At 74.7% G+C, this 17,011-nt stretch carries 14 protein-coding genes; 13 read left to right on the top strand and 1 reads right to left on the bottom strand.

The window, feature by feature from the left end; all coding sequences use genetic code 11:
- The first annotated feature begins 30 nt into the window (after positions 1-30).
- From ureB to GJV82_RS00670, 6 genes are read left to right on the top strand one after another with little or no spacing between them, the layout of a single operon-like run.
- Complete coding sequence (gene ureB, locus GJV82_RS19750; protein WP_225872962.1) at positions 31-483, top strand: urease subunit beta; 453 nt, start codon at positions 31-33, stop codon at positions 481-483.
- 3 nt (positions 484-486) lie between these two features.
- Positions 487-2,205 (top strand): urease subunit alpha, encoded by a 1,719-nt coding sequence (locus GJV82_RS00690; protein WP_225872961.1) that lies wholly within the window; start codon positions 487-489, stop codon positions 2,203-2,205.
- Between the two features lie 2 nt (positions 2,206-2,207).
- Positions 2,208-3,116 carry an urease accessory UreF family protein gene (locus GJV82_RS00685; protein WP_225872960.1) on the top strand — a complete coding sequence of 303 codons (909 nt, stop codon included), beginning with the start codon at positions 2,208-2,210 and terminating at the stop codon, positions 3,114-3,116.
- Entirely contained in the window at positions 3,109-3,927 is an 819-nt protein-coding gene (gene ureG, locus GJV82_RS00680) for an urease accessory protein UreG (RefSeq protein ID WP_396039546.1), read from the top strand. Before GJV82_RS00685 ends, ureG begins: the two co-directional genes overlap by 8 nt.
- 20 nt (positions 3,928-3,947) lie before the next feature.
- On the top strand, positions 3,948-4,952 hold the full coding sequence (locus GJV82_RS00675) for an urease accessory protein UreD (protein ID WP_155097880.1): 1,005 nt from the start codon (positions 3,948-3,950) through the stop codon (positions 4,950-4,952).
- A 1-nt stretch (position 4,953) separates the two neighbouring features.
- Positions 4,954-6,000, top strand: a complete 1,047-nt coding sequence (locus tag GJV82_RS00670; protein WP_155097879.1) for an energy-coupling factor ABC transporter permease — start codon at positions 4,954-4,956, stop codon at positions 5,998-6,000.
- A gap of 106 nt (positions 6,001-6,106) precedes the next feature.
- Here the strand turns inward: GJV82_RS00670 and GJV82_RS00665 are convergent, their stop codons facing one another.
- Entirely contained in the window at positions 6,107-6,553 is a 447-nt protein-coding gene (locus tag GJV82_RS00665) for a GNAT family N-acetyltransferase (RefSeq protein ID WP_318657128.1), read from the bottom strand.
- 445 nt (positions 6,554-6,998) lie between these two features.
- On the opposite strand from GJV82_RS00665, the gene urtA reads away from it, so the two are divergent.
- The 7 genes from urtA (at position 6,999) to uca (ending at position 16,988) form a co-directional block, all read left to right on the top strand.
- A complete protein-coding gene (urtA, locus tag GJV82_RS00660; RefSeq protein ID WP_318657127.1) occupies positions 6,999-8,264 on the top strand; it encodes an urea ABC transporter substrate-binding protein in 1,266 nt (421 codons plus the stop codon).
- A gap of 190 nt (positions 8,265-8,454) precedes the next feature.
- The gene (gene urtB / locus GJV82_RS00655; protein WP_155097878.1) at positions 8,455-9,339 is read left to right on the top strand and encodes an urea ABC transporter permease subunit UrtB; all 885 of its coding nucleotides are present in this window, start codon (positions 8,455-8,457) and stop codon (positions 9,337-9,339) included.
- Positions 9,336-10,586: an urea ABC transporter permease subunit UrtC gene (urtC, locus tag GJV82_RS00650; RefSeq protein ID WP_155097877.1), complete on the top strand. Its 1,251-nt coding sequence runs from the start codon at positions 9,336-9,338 to the stop codon at positions 10,584-10,586. The genes urtB and urtC overlap by 4 nt, the downstream gene beginning before the upstream one ends.
- The gene (gene urtD, locus GJV82_RS00645) at positions 10,583-11,530 is read left to right on the top strand and encodes an urea ABC transporter ATP-binding protein UrtD (protein WP_155097876.1); all 948 of its coding nucleotides are present in this window, start codon (positions 10,583-10,585) and stop codon (positions 11,528-11,530) included. Before urtC ends, urtD begins: the two co-directional genes overlap by 4 nt.
- Complete coding sequence (urtE, locus tag GJV82_RS00640; protein ID WP_155097875.1) at positions 11,530-12,222, top strand: urea ABC transporter ATP-binding subunit UrtE; 693 nt, start codon at positions 11,530-11,532, stop codon at positions 12,220-12,222. The genes urtD and urtE overlap by 1 nt, the downstream gene beginning before the upstream one ends.
- A 113-nt stretch (positions 12,223-12,335) precedes the next feature.
- Positions 12,336-13,034, top strand: a complete 699-nt coding sequence (locus GJV82_RS00635; protein ID WP_155097874.1) for a GntR family transcriptional regulator — start codon at positions 12,336-12,338, stop codon at positions 13,032-13,034.
- Positions 13,035-13,241: 207 nt separating this feature from the next.
- Positions 13,242-16,988 carry an urea carboxylase gene (gene uca, locus GJV82_RS00630; RefSeq protein WP_155097873.1) on the top strand — a complete coding sequence of 1,249 codons (3,747 nt, stop codon included), beginning with the start codon at positions 13,242-13,244 and terminating at the stop codon, positions 16,986-16,988.
- Positions 16,989-17,011: the final 23 nt, after the last annotated feature.

Here is a 17,011-nt window from a genome sequence, read left to right as displayed (position 1 = left end):
GCACGAGGCTCAGCGAGAGCGAGGCGACACATGGCAGGCATCCGTACGAGCGGCCCGGGCGCGGTCCGGCTCAAGCGCGGCACCGAGGGCGTGCCGGTCGTGCTCAACGCCGACCGCACCGACGACGAGCGGGTGACGCTGGTCGTGACGAACACCGGAGACCGCCCGGTCCAGATCGGCTCCCACCTGCACCTCCCCGACGCCAACGCCGCGCTCTCCTTCGACCGCGCCGCCGCGCACGGCTTCCGGCTGGACGTCCCGTCCGGCACGTCGCGCCGCTTCGAGCCCGGCGCGTCCGCGGAGGTCGAGGCCGTCGCCCTCCGGGGCCGACGCCGCGTGCCCGGCCTCCAGCGCGGCAAGCCCGACGGCGGCGCCCTGGACCGCCCGACCGAGCCCGTCGAACCCGGGGTCGCTCCCCAGGACCCCGCAGGCGTGGGGAGAGATCCAGGGTTCGGCGGGCGGAGCACTTCCGAGGAGGACTGATTCATGGTCGCGATCTCGCGCGAGCGTTATGTCGCGCTGTACGGGCCGACGACGGGGGACCAGGTGCGCCTCGGCGACACCGACCTGTGGATCGAGGTCGAGGAGGACCGCACGTTCGGGGGCGAGGAGGCCGTCTTCGGCGGTGGCAAGTCGATCCGCGAGTCGATGGCGCAGGGAACCACGACCCGCGCCGAGGGCGCGCTCGACACGGTGATCACCAACGCCGTCGTCCTGGACTGGTGGGGGATCGTCAAGGCCGACGTCGGGATCCGGGACGGGCGGATCGTCGCGCTCGGCCGCGCGGGCAACCCCGACGTCGCGGACGGCGTCCACCCGGACCTGCACATCGGCCCGTCGACCGACGTCGTGAGCGGCGAGGGCAAGATCCTCACCGCGGGCGGCATCGACTCGCACGTGCACCTCATCTCGCCGTCCCAGGTGGTCGAGGCGCTCGCGACGGGCATCACGACCGTCGCGGGCGGCGGGACCGGGCCGAGCGAGGGCACGAAGGCCACGACGGTCACGCCCGGCGCCTGGCACCTCGAGGCGATCCACCGCGCGCTGGACCGGCTCCCCGTGAACGTCCTGCTGCTCGGCAAGGGCAACACGGTGAGCGCCGAGGGCCTGCGCGAGCAGGCCATGGCCGGCGCGGGCGGCTACAAGGTGCACGAGGACTGGGGCTCGACCCCGGCCGCGATCGACGCCGCGCTGCGCGCCGCCGAGGACTGGGGGCTCCAGGTCGCGCTGCACTCCGACTCGCTCAACGAGGCCGGGTTCGTCGAGTCGACGCTGCGCGCGATCGGCGGACGCTCGATCCACGCGTTCCACGCCGAGGGCGCGGGCGGTGGCCATGCGCCCGACATCCTCACCGTCGCGAGCCACCCGAACGTCATCCCCGGCTCGACGAACCCGACCCTCCCGCACACGGTCAACACCGTCGCCGAGCACCTCGACATGCTCATGGTGTGCCACCACCTCAACCCGCAGGTCGCGGAGGACCTCGCGTTCGCCGAGTCGCGCATCCGCGGCACCACCATCGCGGCCGAGGACGTGCTCCACGACCTCGGCGCCATGTCCATCACGTCGTCCGACGCGCAGGCCATGGGCCGCATCGGCGAGGTGGTCACGCGCACGTGGCAGGTCGCGCACGTCATGAAGGCCCGGCGCGGCGCGCACCCCGGCGGCGCGCGCGGGCCCGAGCTCCCGGCCGACAACCTGCGCGCCCGGCGCTACGTCGCGAAGTACACGATCAACCCCGCGGTCGCGCACGGGATCGACGCGTACGTCGGGTCGGTCGAGCCGGGCAAGGTCGCGGACCTCGTGCTGTGGGAGCCGAAGCTCTTCGGCGTCCGCCCGAGCGTCGTCATGAAGGGCGGCGCGCTCGTGTGGGGCGCGCTCGGCGACCCCAACGCGTCCATCCCGTCGCCGCAGCCCGTGCTCATGCGTCCGGCGCTCGCCGACGCGATCGGCGCCGACGTGTCGATGTCGTTCGTCTCGCCCGCCGCGCTCGACGACGGCCTGGAGGAGCGGCTCGGGCTCGCCCGGCAGCTCCTCCCGGTCGCGGACACGCGCGACGTCGGCAAGGCGCAGATGAGGAACAACGACTACCTGCCGCAGATCGACATCGACCCCGAGTCGTTCGCGATCGAGGTCGACGGCGAGCTCGTCGTCCCCGCTCCCGCCGACCGGCTGCCCCTCGCGCAGCTCTACTCGCTGTTCTAGCCATGAGCGCGATGCCGGAGGTCGACGGGGAGGGACGCGCGGAGCTCATGCTCGCGCTGCTCGCGGACGCGCGCCTGCCCACCGGCGGGCACACGCAGTCCGCGGGCCTCGAGCCCGCGCTGCGGGCGGGCATGCCCGCGGCGCAGGTGCCCGACTACGTGCGGGCGCGTCTCGCCACGGTCACGCGCGTCGAGGCGGCCACGGCGGTCGTCGCGCGGCACGTCGCGCTCGCGGCCGGTCCTGTGCCCGACGGCGCGGGGTCGCCTCCCGCGGGCGGCGCGTCGTCCGCCGGGGTGCCCGACGGCGTCGCGTCGGCGGCGCGCGGCCTCGCCGACACGTGGCTCGCCTGGACGGCCCGGACGCCGTCGTCCGCGCTCCGCGAGACGTCGCGACGGCTCGGCCGCGGCTACCTCCGGCTCCTGCGCCGGCTGTCGGAGGGGCATCCCGCCGTCGTCGCGCTGGACGAGGCGGCGGTGCTGGTCGCCGACGCACCCCGTGCCGACGGGGTGCCGGACCCGGGCGCGGGCGCCACGTCGGCCGCGCGAGCGGTGCCGGGCGCCGGAACAGACCCGGGCGGCCGGGCGGCGACGGGCCGCAGGGCGCCGCAACCTCCACGACCTGTGGTGCTCGGCGTGACGGCCGCGTGCGCGGGGCTGTCCGCGCGGCAGGTCGCGCGCCTCGTCGGGTACGAGGACGTGCAGACCGTCGCCGCGGCGACCCTCAAGCTCGAGCCCGTCGACCCGGTCGTCGCGACCGGCTGGGTCGTCGCCGCCCAGCCCGCGATCGACGCGCTCGCCCGCGCCGTGGCCGACCTGACCGACCCCCGCGCGATCCCCGCGCACGGCGCACCGCTCGTCGAGCAGTGGGCCGAGCTCCACTCCCGCACCACCGAGAGGCTGTTCAGTGCCTGACATCCTGCCTGAGACCACTCCCGACACCCGCTCGCTGCGCCTCGGCGTCGCCGGACCCGTCGGCACGGGAAAGAGCTCGCTCATCGCGCTCCTGTGCCGCGAGCTGTCCGGCGTGCTGCAGCTCGGCGTCATCACCAACGACATCTACACCGACGAGGACGCGCGCTTCCTGCGCTCTGCGGGCGTGCTCGACCCGGAGCGCATCCGCGCCGTCGAGACCGGAGCGTGCCCGCACACCGCGATCCGCGACGACGTGACCGCCAACCTGCTCGCGGTCGAGGACCTCGAGGAGGACTTCGCGCCGCTCGACGTCGTGCTCGTCGAGTCGGGCGGCGACAACCTCACCGCCACGTTCTCGCCCGCGCTCGTCGACGCGCAGATCTTCGTGCTCGACGTGGCGGGCGGCGGGGACGTCGCCCGCAAGGGCGGCCCCGGCATCGCGCGGGCCGACCTGCTCGTCGTCAACAAGACGGACCTCGCGCCCTACGTGGGCGTCGACGTGCCGCGGATGGTCCTCGACGCGACGGCCGCGCGCGACGGCGCTCCGGTGCTCGCCCTCTCGCGCCTCGACCGCGAGTCGATCGACGCGCTCACCACGTGGGTGCAGACGCTGCTCGCCGCGCACCGCGCGGGCGCGCACGTGCCGCAGGATCCGGGGCCGATGGCGCCCCACTTCCACGCGGACGAGGACGGCAACGGGTTCCTCCACACGCACGAGGAGGGCGACGCGTCGCACGCGCACGACCACTCCCACGCCGACGAGCACGACGGCGCCGCGGCCGAGCCGGTGGCCGCCGCCGGGCGCGACTGAGGCACGGCGGCGAGGCGCCGATGGACGACGTGACGCGCGTCGGCGCGTACCGGGAGGCGGGTCGCGTGCGGTGCGACCTGCGTCCCGGCGCGCTGAGCCCGCGCGTCCTGTCCGCGGGGCGCGGCACCGCGCGGGTGGCGCTCGTGGCGACGCGCGCGCTGCTCCTCGGGGGCGACCACGTGCGGGTCGAGGTGCACGTGGGGGAGGGCGTCGAGCTCGAGCTCGTCGAGGTGTCGGGCACCGTCGCGTACGCCGGGCGCGGCCGGTCGGCGTCGTGGGACGTCGACGTGCGGGTCGACGCCCGCGGCCTCCTCGTGTGGGACGCGCTGCCGTTCGTCGTCGCGGACGGGGCCGACGTCGCGCGCTCCACGGGCGTGGCGCTCGCCGCGGGCGACGCGCACGGTGCAGGGGGCGCCGCGCTGCTGCGCGAGACGCTCGTCCTGGGCCGCTCCGGAGAAGCAGGAGGGCGGCTGCGCTCGCGCACGCGCGTCGACGTGTCGGCGCCGGGTGCCACCCGGACATCCGGTGGTGTCGGCGGGACCGGTGAGTTGGCGGCGCCGGAGGGGTCGGGACCTCCATGGCAGAACGACCCGGCAGGGCCGGAGCACGTGCGCGAGCTCTTCGTCGAGGACCTCGACCTCGGCGACGACCGCGCACTGCCCGGGATCCTCGGCGACGCTCGCGTCGTCGACTCGGTGCTGTGCCTCGGCACCCGGCCGCCCGCGCCCGCCTCGGTCCCCGAGGAGACCACCGCGCCTCGCCGTCCACCGCCGCGGACGTCCGCACCCTTCGGGCCTCTGCGGCTCGACCTCGACGGACCCGGCGCGGTCGCCCGCCACCTCGGCGCGAGCACCCACGACGCCGGCATCGACGTCGTGGTGGCGGCCTGGACGACGGCGGCTCGGGAGGCCCGGGCCGCAGTCGCCGGCCCGCCACGCGACGCCACGCCGTCCCCGAGCGTCGCCGCACCCGTGGACACCGACCACACCGACCCCCGCACGACACTGCTGACGACAGGAGCCTGACATGCACGTCCCCGACCACTTCCTGAACGACCCCACGTCGGCGACGACCGCCGTCGTCTCCCTCGCCGCCGTCGGCTACGCCGCGTACCGGGCGCGCGAGGACCTCACCCCGCGCCGCATCGCCCTCACGGCGGCGACGACCGGGTTCGTCTTCGCCGTCCAGATGCTCAACTACCCCGTCGCGGCGGGCACGAGCGGGCACCTCATGGGCGGGGCGCTCGCCGCCGCGCTCGTCGGGCCGTGGCTCGGCGTGCTCTCGGTGACGCTCGTGCTGCTCGTCCAGTCCCTCGTCTTCGCCGACGGCGGACTCACCGCGCTGGGGACGAACGTGCTGCTCATGGCGGTGGTCGGGACCCTCGTCGGCTGGGCGGCGACGCGCGGGGTGCTGCGCCTGACGCGCGGCCGGGGCGCGGCCGGTGCCGCGGGCGTCGGGGCGCTTGTGAGCGTCCCCGTGTCCGCGGCGGTGTTCGCCGGGCTGTTCGCCGTCGGCGGGACGGTGCCGGTCCCGGTGGGCGAGCTCGTCGGCCAGATGCTCTCCGTGCACGCGGTGATCGGGCTCGGCGAGGCGCTCATCACGGTTGGCGTCGTCGGGCTCGTGCTCGCCGTCGCCCCGGGAGCCGCGGCGGTCGAGGGCGTGGCGCGCTCCGCGGCGAGCCGCGCCGTCGTGCCCGACGCCGCGGCCTCGCCGGGTACAGCGATCTCGCCTCGTCCTGTCGGGTCGCTCGCGGCGGCACCCGCCGGCGCGGTGCGCCGCGCCGTCCTCGCGCTCGGCTCGGGCGCGCTGCTCGCCGCGGTCGTCGTGTCGTCGTTCGCGGCGGCCACGCCGGACGGCCTCGAGGCGACGGCCGCGTCGGTCGGCTTCGCCGACGCGGCGCGCGACCACGCGTTCGCGGGGATGCCGCTCGCCGACTACGGCGAGGCCGGCGGGATCTTCGTCGGCGTGGCGGGCCTCGTGGGCGTGGCCCTCGTCGTCGCGCTCACGGCCGGCTTCCTCGCCACCGCCCTGCGCGCGACCACCCGCCGCGCGGCGACCGCACCGGCCGCCTGACGAGCGTGCGCACCCGCGGAAGACCACCGAGGGAGAGCCCTGGTCGGCATCGGTTGATGAGCACGCTGCACCTGGCGCCCCCGCGCTGCCGCTCCTCGGCCTCGCCCTACCGGACCAACCGGAGCTCGACGATCCCGCCGAAGCGGGTGTCGGCATGCCGAGGCCCGTCGGGCTCGAACCCGTTGCGCGCGTAGAAGCGCCGCGCGCGCGGGTTCTCCTCGGCCACCCAGACCTGTGCCGGCCCGGGCGGGACGACGACGTCGAACAGGGCCTGTCCCGTCCCCGTCCCGTGGGGCTCGGGCAGCACGTACAGGGCGTACAGCTCGACGTCCCGCACAGGCGCGTGGCCGCCGACTTCCCGCGACGGGCCGCCGATGCCGAACCCGACCACCGCGTCGTCCACCTCCGCGACGATGATCCGGCTTCGGCCAGGCGGAGCCTCCGGCCCGAGCCGGCGCTTCCACGACGAGGTGCGTTCCTCGAGGGTGGCGGTCTGCCAGAACGAGTCGGGCACGAGGTCGGCGTAGGTCGCGCGCCACACGGTGTGGTGCACGAGCGCGAGACGCGTGGCGTCGTCGGGCTCGGCGGATCGGAGCAGTACGGGGCGAGCGTAGTCGCGAGGTAGAGCTCCGGTCCCGCGAGGTAGAGACGAGGTTCGAGAACGCTCCACGACCACGGCTCTACCTCGGCAGACCCAGGCTCTACCTCGGCAGACCAGGGCTTTACCTCGGCCGACCGGGGAGTCTGCCTCGAGAGACGTTCTCGGGCGCGTGACCGGATCGTGACCGTGTGACACGTGCCGTTAACAGGACGGGCAGATCGGCCGAAACACGGCGTCACTAGCGTCGACATCAGTGGGCACCGCTACGGGCACATCAACGTATACATGCCTGTACCCGGTGCTCGCGGCGAGCGACCGCCTGCCCGGCGGCCGCCGGCTCCCTGCTGAGAAACCTGCGGAGAACTCCCGCTGTGCGACCCTCGCTGAAAGGACTCTCGTGACACCTTCACGCGCCACGACCCGTCTCGCCCCGGCTGCCGCTCTCGTCGCCCTCGCGCTCACGCTCACCGCGTGCGGCGCGAGGACGGCGACCGGCGACGGAGCGGGCGCCGCGACCAGCGCCGCCGAGAGCTGCGTCGACACCTCCGGCGACACCGTCAAGATCGGCTTCCTCAACTCGCTGTCCGGCACCATGGCGATCTCCGAGCAGACCGTCGCCGACTCCCTCGCCCTCGCGGCCGAGGAGATCAACGCCGACGGCGGCGTGCTCGGCAAGCAGCTCGAGATCGTCCAGGAGGACGGTCAGTCCGAGCCCACGGTCTTCGCCGAGAAGGCGGAGAAGCTCATCACGAGCGACTGCGTCGCCGCGGTGTTCGGCGGCTGGACGTCCGCGTCGCGCAAGGCGATGCTCCCCGTCTTCGAGGCGCAGGACTCGCTGCTCTTCTACCCGGTCCAGTACGAGGGCCTCGAGTCGTCGCCGAACATCTTCTACACCGGCGCCACGACCAACCAGCAGATCGTCCCCGCGCTCGACTACCTGAAGGAGCAGGGGGTCGAGTCGATCTTCCTCGTCGGCTCCGACTACGTCTTCCCCCGCACGGCGAACAAGATCATCAACGCCTACGCGGAGGCGAACGGCATCGAGGTCCTCGGCGAGGAGTACGCGCCGCTCGGCCACACCGACTTCTCCACGATCGTCAACAAGGTGAAGTCAGCCGGGGCGGACGCCGTGTTCAACACGCTCAACGGCGACTCCAACGTCGCGTTCTTCAAGGAGTACAAGAACGCGGGCCTGGGCCCGGACACCATGCCCGTCGTGTCGGTGTCGATCGCGGAGGAGGAGGTGGGCGGCGTCGGCGTCGAGAACGTCGAGGGCCAGTTCACGGCCTGGAACTACTACCAGACCATCGACAGCCCGGAGAACGCGACGTTCGTCGAGGCGTTCCAGGCCAAGTACGGCGCCGACCGCGTGACGTCCGACCCGATGGAGGCGGCGTACACGTCGCTCTACCTGTGGAAGGGCATGGTCGAGAAGGCGGAGTCGTTCGACGTCGCCGACGTCCAGGAGGCCGCGGACGGCGTCACGTTCGACGCGCCGGAGGGCTCCGTCACCGTGAACGGCGACAACCACCACATCGCCAAGACCGCCCTCATCGGCAAGATCGGCCCCGACGGCCTCATCTACACCGAGTGGAGCTCGGGCGAGCCGATCGAGCCCGACCCGTACCTCGAGGGCTACGACTGGGCCGAGGGCCTCTCCTGACGACTTCGTCGCTCCCGACCCGCTGAGTCCGGCGGGGACCGGGGGTGTGCGTGCAGGGTCTACCATCCGCCCGCTCGTTCCTCGCGGGCTCCCGCCAGTCCCGCCACGACCCGGCACGCACACCCCCGGCCCCCACCTCGGCGGTCACGTCACCCGTCCTGCTACGCACCCACCGGAAGGCACGACGCCCATGGATGTGCTGTTCTCGCAGCTCTTCGCGGGGCTGAGCCTCGGCTCGGTCCTGCTCCTCGCCGCCCTCGGGCTGGCGCTCACGTTCGGCCAGATGGGCGTCATCAACATGGCGCACGGCGAGTTCATGATGGCGGGCGCCTACACGGCGTTCGTCGTGCAGGGGGTCGTCGGCAACGCCGGCGTCTCGCTGCTCGTGTCGCTGCCGCTCGGGTTCCTCGTCGGCGGTCTGCTCGGCCTGCTCCTCGAGGCGACGCTCATCCACCGCATGTACAAGCGGCCGCTCGACACGCTCCTCGTCACCTGGGGCGTCGCGCTCGTGCTGCAGCAGGTCGCGCGCGACGTGTTCGGCGCCCCGAACGTCGACGTGCGGGCCCCCGCCTGGCTGAGCGGCGCCGTCGACCTGTTCGGCCTGGCCGTGCCCAAGACGCGCCTCTTCATCCTCGCGCTCGCGGTCGTCGCGGTCGTCGCTCTCGCCGTCGTGCTCAAGGTGACGCCGCTCGGGCGGCGGATCCGCGCCGTCGTGCAGAACCGCGACCTCGCCGAGGCGAGCGGCGTCTCCACGCGGGCGACGGACCGCCTGACGTTCTTCATCGGGTCCGGTCTCGCCGGCATCGCGGGGGTCGCGCTCACGCTCCTCGGGTCCATCGGCCCCACGCTCGGCACGAGCTACATCGTCGATGCGTTCCTCGTCGTCGTCGCAGGCGGCATCGGGCAGATCAAGGGCACGGTCATCGCGGCGTTCGCGCTCGGGCTGCTCCAGGCGACCTTCGAGTACTCGACGACGGCGAGCATCGCCAAGGTGCTCGTGTTCGTCGTCATCGTCGTCTTCCTCCAGGTGCGACCCCAGGGCCTCGTGTCGGTCCGGACGAGGAGCCTCGCATGAGCGCCGTCACCACCGAGAGCCCGTCGCGGCTCTCCGCCCTGTACCGCTCGTCACGCGCCCGCGTGATCGTCGGGTTCGCCGTCGCCGCGGTCCTGCTGTTCGCCGTCGCGCCCGCGACGCTCTCCACGTTCCGGCTCGGCCTGCTCGGCAAGTTCCTGTGCCTCGCGATGGTCGCCGTCGGCATCGGCCTCGCGTGGGGCCGCGGGGGGATGCTCACGCTCGGGCAGGGCGTGTTCTTCGGCCTCGGCGCCTACCTCATGGCGATGCACCTCAAGCTTGCCGACGCCGGGCCGGTCGAGGGATCCGGTGGCGTGCCGGACTTCATGATGCTGTACGGCTCGGGCGAGGTGCCGGGCTGGTGGGAGCCGTTCCGGTCGCCGGTCGTGACGATCCTCGCCATCGCGATCGTGCCTGCCGGTCTCGCGGCGCTGCTCGGGTTCGCCGTCTTCACGCGGCGCGTGCGCGGCGCGTACTTCGCGATCCTCTCCCAGGCGCTCGCGGCGGCGTTCGCGATCCTGCTCATCGGCCAGCAGGCGACGACGGGCGGCACCAACGGCCTCAACGGGTTCCGGTCGTTCTTCGGGTACGACCTCGCGGACCCGGTGAACAAGCGCATGCTCTTCTTCCTCGCCGCAGGCGCGCTGCTCGTCATGGTCGCCGTCGCGCGCCAGCTCATGGTGTCGCGGTTCGGTGAGCTGCTCGTCGCCGTGCGCGACCAGGAGAACCGCGTGCGGTTCCTCGGCTACGACCCGGCGCAGGTCAAGGTCGTCGCGTACGCGGTCGCGGCCTTCATGGCCGCGGTGGGCGGCGCGCTGTTCGTGCCGATCGTCGGCATCATCTCGCCGGCCGACGTGGGCGTCGTGCCGTCCATCGGGTTCCTCATCGGCGTCGCGATCGGCGGTCGGGCGACACTCCTCGGCCCGGTGCTCGGGTCGATCGCCGTGAGCTGGGCGCAGACGAGCCTCTCCGAGGCGTTCCCGTCCGGCTGGATCTACGCCCAGGGTGCTCTGTTCATCCTCGTCGTCGCCTTCCTGCCCGGCGGGCTCGCCGAGCTGTTCACGCGGTGGCGCCGTTCGCGCCGCGGCTCCGTGCCCGACGGCGGTGCGCCCGCCCCAGGGGACGACGGCACCTCCGACGGGAGTCGCCCGGGCGCGGCGCGCACGGGTGAGCCGGGCAGCGGCGACCCGACGGTCGAACCACAGACCGCCGTCGACCACGACCCTGCGACCTCCGGGAGGACCGCATGACCACGCAACCCACCGGGCCGGTGCCGGGCACCGGAGAGACGCTTCTCGAGACCGGCGTCGCGGGCGACGGGCTCGACCTCGAGGCCGCGCAGTCCGTCCTGGGCGTCGACGACTCGCGCTTCCGGCACGACTACCTCGAGGTGCGCGGGCTGCGCGTCGAGTTCGACGGGTTCGTCGCCGTCCAGGGCGTCGACCTCACCGTCACCGCGGGCGACCTCCGGTTCCTCATCGGGCCCAACGGTGCGGGCAAGACGACGATCGTGGACGCGATCACCGGTCTCGCCAGGGCGTCGGGATCGGTGCAGTTCGGCGGGGTCGACCTGCTCGGCAGGAAGACGCACCGCATCGCGCGGGCCGGTGTCGGGCGCACGTTCCAGACGGCGAGCGTGTTCGAGGAGCTCAGCGTGCTGCAGAACCTCGACATCGCGGCGGGCGCTCGGCGCGGTCCGCTGACGCTCCTGCGCCGCCGGTCCTCGACGCCCGAGGCCGTCGAGCAGGCGCTCGAGACCGTCGGGCTCGCGCACCTGCGCGACGTCCAGGCCGGGATCCTCGCGCACGGGCAGAAGCAGTGGCTCGAGATCGGGATGCTGCTCGTCCAGGACGCCCGGCTGCTGCTGCTCGACGAGCCCGTCGCCGGCATGAGCCAGGCCGAGCGCGAGCAGACGGGCGAGCTGCTGCAGCGCATCGGCGCCCAGCGGACCGTGGTCGTCGTCGAGCACGACATGGACTTCCTCCGGGCCTTCGCGAGCTCGGTGACCGTGCTGCACCTGGGTCAGGTGCTCGCCGAGGGCACGTACGCCGAGGTCCAGGCCGACCCGCGCGTGCAGGAGGTCTACCTCGGCAGCGCGGGCGCGACCCGCGGCGCCAGACGGAGAGGTTCGGCGTCGACGACCGAGGGCGCGCACGCGTCGCCGCGCACGACGACCGACGAGAAGGAGGCGTGATGCTCGAGCTGACGGGACTGCACGCGGGCTACGGCCGGACGATGGTGCTGCACGACGTCGACCTCACCGTGCCCGCGGGCGGCGTCGCCGCCGTGCTGGGGCACAACGGCGCCGGCAAGACGACGCTCCTGCGGACCGCGCTCGGGCTGCTCAAGGCCCGGTCGGGGCGCGTCGTGCTCGACGGCGAGGACGTCACCCGGCTGCCCACCCACCAGCGTGTGCGGCGCGGGCTCGCGTACGTGCCGCAGGGGCAGCAGTCGTTCGGCGACCTCACGGCGCGCGAGAACCTGCAGCTCGTCGCCGACACGTCGCGCGAAGGGCCGCGGCGCCTCGACGAGGCGCTCGACCTGTTCCCGGCGCTCCGCGGCCTCCTCGGCCGTCGCGCCGGGCTCCTGTCCGGGGGCCAACGGCAGCAGCTCGCCATCGCGCGCGCCCTCATCACCGGCCCGCGCGTGCTCGTGCTCGACGAGCCGACCGAGGGCATCCAGCCGTCCGTCGTCACCGAGATCGAGGACGCGATCCTCACGCTCACCGACGCCGGCGGGCTGTCCGTCCTGCTCGTCGAGCAGCACGTCGGGTTCGCGCTCGGCGCCGCGCGCGACTACGTCGTGCTGCAGTCCGGGCGCGTGACGAGCCGGGGTGCGGGCGGGGAGGCGGCCGAGGAGAGCGTCCGTGCGGCGATGGCCGTGTAGGGGACGTCGCGTCGATCCGTGGGGCGTGCCGGCGGCACCGCTGCGGGGCCGCGGTGCGGGATGATGGCAGGGCAGGACGACGACGCACGGGACGGACGACCAGGAGACCCCGCATGGACATCGTGACCGCGCCGGAACCCGCCGCGACCTCGCTGCGCGACGCCGTCTACACGCGGCTGCGTGCCGAGATCCTCAACGGCCGGGTCGACCCGCGCGAGCGGCTCACCGAGCCCAAGCTGAGCCGGCGGTTCGAGGTGTCGCGCACGCCGGTGCGGGAGGCGCTGTCCCGGCTCCTGTCCGACGGGCTCATCCAGCGCACCGACTTCGGGTACGCCGTCGTCGTGCCGAGCCTCGCCGAGCTGCGCGACCTCTACGAGCTGCGCGTGACCCTCGAGCTGCGCGGGGTCGAGCGCATCATCGAGAACACCGAGCTGCGCTACGACGCCGACGCGCTGCGCGACGAGCTCGCCCGGTGGGTCGAGCTGCGCGCCGCGCCGCCCGAGCCCGACCCGAGCTTCGTGCTCCTCGACGAGCGCTTCCACACCGTGCTGTCCCGGGCCGCGGGGAACGAGCGGCTGACCGAGGCGCTCGTCGAGGTCAACGAGAAGGTGCGCGCGGTGCGCATGTACGACTTCGTCGAGTCCGAGCGCATCCGGATCACCATCGACGAGCACATCGAGATCCTGGAGCTCGCGCTCGCCGACCGCCTCCCCGAGGCCCGCACCGCGCTCCACCTGCACGTGGGCGAGTCGCTCGCCGTCGTCATGGAACGAGCGGCCCGAGCCCTCTCCCGCATGGCCCTCGCGGTCTGAGGGCCCTGCGCCGAACAGGTGGTCCGGGCTCCTCCTGCTCGGCCGACGCGCCGGGATCGCCTGTTCGGCCTGCCGGGTCGCCTGTTCGGACGTGGTGACCTGACGTCGTGCGGACGACGCCCGGGCGGCACGGACGGGTTCTAGGCTGGGGCCGTTCTGTCCGACGGCGAGGCGCGGCCTCGTCCGCGCACCGGCCCGGGGAGGGCGATGGCCGCCACGCTGCTCGTCGCGAACCGCGGCGAGATCGCCTGCCGCGTGCTGCGCAGCGCGCGGGGGCTCGGGCTGCGCACCGTCGCCGTGCACTCCGACGCGGACCGCGGCGCCCGCCACGTCCGGCTCGCGGACCAGGCGGTGCGGATCGGTCCCGCTCCGGTCGCCGAGTCCTACGACGACGGTCGCCGGCTGCTCGACGCGGCGCTCGCCGCGGGCGCGGACCTCCTGCACCCGGGCTACGGGTTCCGCGCGGAGGACGCCGACTTCGCCGCGGCGGTCGAGGCGGCGGGTGTGGCGTTCGCGGGGCCGACGCCCGAGCAGCTCCGCGTCCTCGGCGACAAGGCGCGCGCCCGGGTGCTCGCGCAGGAGTGCGGCCTCCGGGTGCTGCCCGGGTCGCCGGTGCTGGGCGGGCTGGAGGACGCGCTCGGCTGGGCGCAGGAGATCGGCTTCCCGCTCGTGCTCAAGGACGCGGGCGGCGGGGGCGGGACGGGCGTGCACGTGTGCCGCGACGCGGAGGCGCTCGCCGCGGCGTGGCGGCGGGAGTCGTCGCGCCCGGGGTCGTCCGGGCGGTTGTTCGTCGAGCGCCACGTCGACCGGGCGCGGCATCTCGAGGTGCAGCTCTTCGGCGACGGCGCGGGTCGTGTGGTCTCGCTCGGGGACCGGGACTGCTCGCTCCAGCGCCGCCACCAGAAGGTCGTCGAGGTCGCGCCCGCGCCCGGACTCGACCCCGGCGTCCGCAGGGCCCTGCACGACGGCGCACGTCGCCTCGCGGCGCGCGTCGGGCTGCGCTCCGCCGCGACGCTGGAGGCGCTGCTCGACGTCGGTTCCGGCGAGGTCACGTTCCTCGAGGTGAACCCGCGGATCCAGGTCGAGCACACCGTGACCGAGGAGGTCACCGGTGTCGACCTGATGGGCTGGATGCTGCGCCTCGCCCTCGGCGACACGACCGTGCTCGACGACGTGCCGCCGTCGGGACCCGCGGTCCGGGGGGCGGCGGCGCAGGCGCGCGTCTACGCCGAGGACGTGCGGCACGGCCAACCCGTCGCGGGCACGCTCGCGCGGCTCGACCTCCCGGCCGGGCGCGCGGCGACGGACGACGGCGGCACCACCGCGGACCGGCGGCCCGCGGTCCGGGTCGAGACCGGCGCGAGCGTGGGCGACGAGCTCGGTCCGCACGCCGACCCGTTGGTCGCGAAGGTGGTCGTGCGCGCCGTGTCGCACGAGGCCGCGGTCGCGGGGCTGCGCGACGCGCTGGGCGACGTGGGCGTCGACGGCGTCCCGACGAACGTGTCGCTGCTGCGCGCGGCGCTCGCGGACCCTGCCGTGGTCGCAGGCACGGCGACCACGGCGACCCTCGCCACGGTGCGGGACCCCGCACCCTGGATCGACGTGCTCGACCCGGGAGTCCTCACGACGGTCCAGGACTGGCCGGGACGCACGGGCTACTGGGGCGTGGGCATCCCGCCCTCGGGTCCGATGGACGACCTGTCGTTCCGGACCGGCAACCGCGCGCTCGGCAACCCCGAGGGCGCGGCGGGGCTCGAGTGCACCCTTGCCGGTCCGACCCTGCGGTTCTCCCACGAGGCGACGGTGTGCGTCACCGGGGCGCCTGCGCCGGTGACGGTCGACGGCGAGCCCGTGCGACAGTGGGAGCCGGTCGCGGTCCCCGCGGGCGGCGTGCTCGCGGTCGGGGCCCCGCACGCCGTCGGGCTGCGGACGTACGTGCTCGTGGCGGGCGGTCTGGACGTCCCGGAGTACCTCGGGTCGGCGGCGACCTTCGTCCTCGGCGCCGTCGGCGGCCCGGCCGGGCGCGCGCTCGTCGCGGGCGACGCGCTGCACCCTCGCACCACCGGTCCAGGGACGGCACGTCGCAGGGGCGAGGAGGTGGCGAGCGCTCCCGGGCTCGATGCGGCCGGTGCGGTGCCGCCCGACGCCCGCCCCCGGATGGGCCACTCGTGGGAGCTCGCGGTGACGACGGGACCGCAGTCCGCGGCGCTCACCGCCGCCGCCCTCGGGCGGCTGCGGACGTCGTGGTGGCGCGTCCTGCCGCACGCCGACCGGACGGGCGTGCGGCTCGCCGGGCCCCCGCTCACGTGGGCGCGGCCCGACGGCGGCGACGCGGGCCTCCATCCGTCCACCGTGCTCGACAACCCGTACTCGGTCGGCGCGCTGAACATCAGCGGGGACACCCCGATCCTGCTCGGCCCGGACGGGCCCAGCCTCGGCGGCTTCGTGTGCGCCCTCACCGTCGTCGCCGGCTCCCGGTGGAAGCTCGGACAGATGCGGCCCGGCGACGTCGTGCGGTTCGTCACCGTCCACGACGACGGCGCCGACCGGCTGCGCCGCGACGACACGGCCCGGGCGGCGGCACGCGTCCCGACGCAGGTGCGCGCCGCGCGCGGTCGCGACGCCGTGGCGTTCGACGGTGACGACGTCCGCGCCACGGGCGGGCCGACGTCGCCCGCCGACGGCCGGCCCGCGGTCCGCTACCTGCGCGGCGCGGACGACGCGGTGCTCGTCGAGTACGACGGCGGCGGCGGACTGGACCTGCACGACCGCCTGCGCGTCCACGCTCTCGCGCGAGGGCTCGAGGCGGCGGCTCCGCGCGGGGTGCGCGACGTGACGCCGGGGGTGCGCACGCTCCACCTGCACGTCGACCCCGACGTGCTGCCGGTACCCACCCTGGTGGGGCTGCTCCGCGAGCTGGAGGTGGACCTCCCCCCGAGCACCGAGATCGAGGTCCCGAGCCGTGTGCTCCGCCTGCCGCTGAGCTGGGACGACCCGGCGATCCGGGACGCCGTCGAACGGTACGCGGCCGGGGTCCGGTCCGACGCGCCGTGGCTGCCGTCCAACGTCGACTTCGTCCGGCGCGCCAACGGGCTCGCGAGCGTCGAGGACGTGCGGCGTACCGTCCTCGACGCCGAGTACCTCGTCCTCGGGCTGGGCGACGTGTACCTCGGCGCCCCGCTCGCGGTGCCGGTCGACCCTCGGCACCGCCTGCTCACGACCAAGTACACCCCGGCACGCACCTGGACCCCGTCGGACGCGGTCGGCCTGGGCGGGGCGTTTCTGTGCGTGTACGGCATGGCGAGCCCCGGGGGCTACCAGCTCGTGGGCCGGACCGTCCCGGTCTGGTCGGCCCACGTGCAGCGCCCGCCGTTCCGCCCGGGCGTCCCGTGGCTGTTCCGATACTTCGACCGGATCGTGTGGGAACCGGTCGACCCGGACGAGCTAGGCGAACGTCGCGCGGCGGCGCGCGCGGGAGTCCTGGAGGTCCCGGTCGAGGACGGGGTCTTCTCCGGCCGGGAGCATGCCGCGCTCCTCGCGCGCGAGGCCGACGACATCGCCGCGGTCGCGGCGGCGCGCCGCGCGGCGTTCGAGCGCGAGGCCGCCGCCTGGGCGGAAGCGGGCGAGCTCGTCGGGTCCCCCGCCCGCGCGACCGCGCGCGGCGGACCGGCCGCGGCGGCCACCGGCACGGACGGCGCCCGAGGCGGCTCCACCGATGTCGACGACCCGTCCCGCGTCGTGCTGCGCGCGCCACTGGGCGGAGTCGTGTGGCGCGTGGAGTCGCCGCCGGGGCGGCGCGTCACCGAGGGCGCACCCGTGGTCGTGCTCGAGGCGATGAAGCTCGAGCTGCCGGTCCTGGCGCCGTCCGGCGGCCGTGTCGTCGACGTCCCCGTACGTCCCGGCGACCACGTGCGCGCCGGCGATCCGCTCGCCGTCGTGCACCTCGACGCGTGACGCGGAGCGTCGTCGCCCGGTGC

Origin of the sequence: Cellulosimicrobium composti, from assembly GCF_009711085.1 — a bacterium.
Classification (GTDB): Bacteria; Actinomycetota; Actinomycetes; order Actinomycetales; family Cellulomonadaceae; genus Cellulosimicrobium; species Cellulosimicrobium composti.
The sequence above is the reverse complement of the archived record's forward strand: the minus strand, read 5'-3'. Positions and strand labels throughout refer to the sequence as shown.

Bases quoted from the DNA above. Each gene is read 5' to 3' on its own strand.
- ureB (WP_225872962.1), top strand. From the start codon at position 31: ATGGCAGGCATCCGTACGAGCGGCCCGGGCGCGGTCCGGCTCAAGCGC.
- GJV82_RS00690 (WP_225872961.1), top strand. From the start codon at position 487: ATGGTCGCGATCTCGCGCGAGCGTTATGTCGCGCTGTACGGGCCGACG.
- GJV82_RS00685 (WP_225872960.1), top strand. From the start codon at position 2,208: ATGAGCGCGATGCCGGAGGTCGACGGGGAGGGACGCGCGGAGCTCATG.
- GJV82_RS00675 (WP_155097880.1), top strand. From the start codon at position 3,948: ATGGACGACGTGACGCGCGTCGGCGCGTACCGGGAGGCGGGTCGCGTG.
- GJV82_RS00670 (WP_155097879.1), top strand. From the start codon at position 4,954: ATGCACGTCCCCGACCACTTCCTGAACGACCCCACGTCGGCGACGACC.
- urtB (WP_155097878.1), top strand. From the start codon at position 8,455: ATGGATGTGCTGTTCTCGCAGCTCTTCGCGGGGCTGAGCCTCGGCTCG.
- urtC (WP_155097877.1), top strand. From the start codon at position 9,336: ATGAGCGCCGTCACCACCGAGAGCCCGTCGCGGCTCTCCGCCCTGTAC.
- urtD (WP_155097876.1), top strand. From the start codon at position 10,583: ATGACCACGCAACCCACCGGGCCGGTGCCGGGCACCGGAGAGACGCTT.
- urtE (WP_155097875.1), top strand. From the start codon at position 11,530: ATGCTCGAGCTGACGGGACTGCACGCGGGCTACGGCCGGACGATGGTG.
- GJV82_RS00635 (WP_155097874.1), top strand. From the start codon at position 12,336: ATGGACATCGTGACCGCGCCGGAACCCGCCGCGACCTCGCTGCGCGAC.
- uca (WP_155097873.1), top strand. From the start codon at position 13,242: ATGGCCGCCACGCTGCTCGTCGCGAACCGCGGCGAGATCGCCTGCCGC.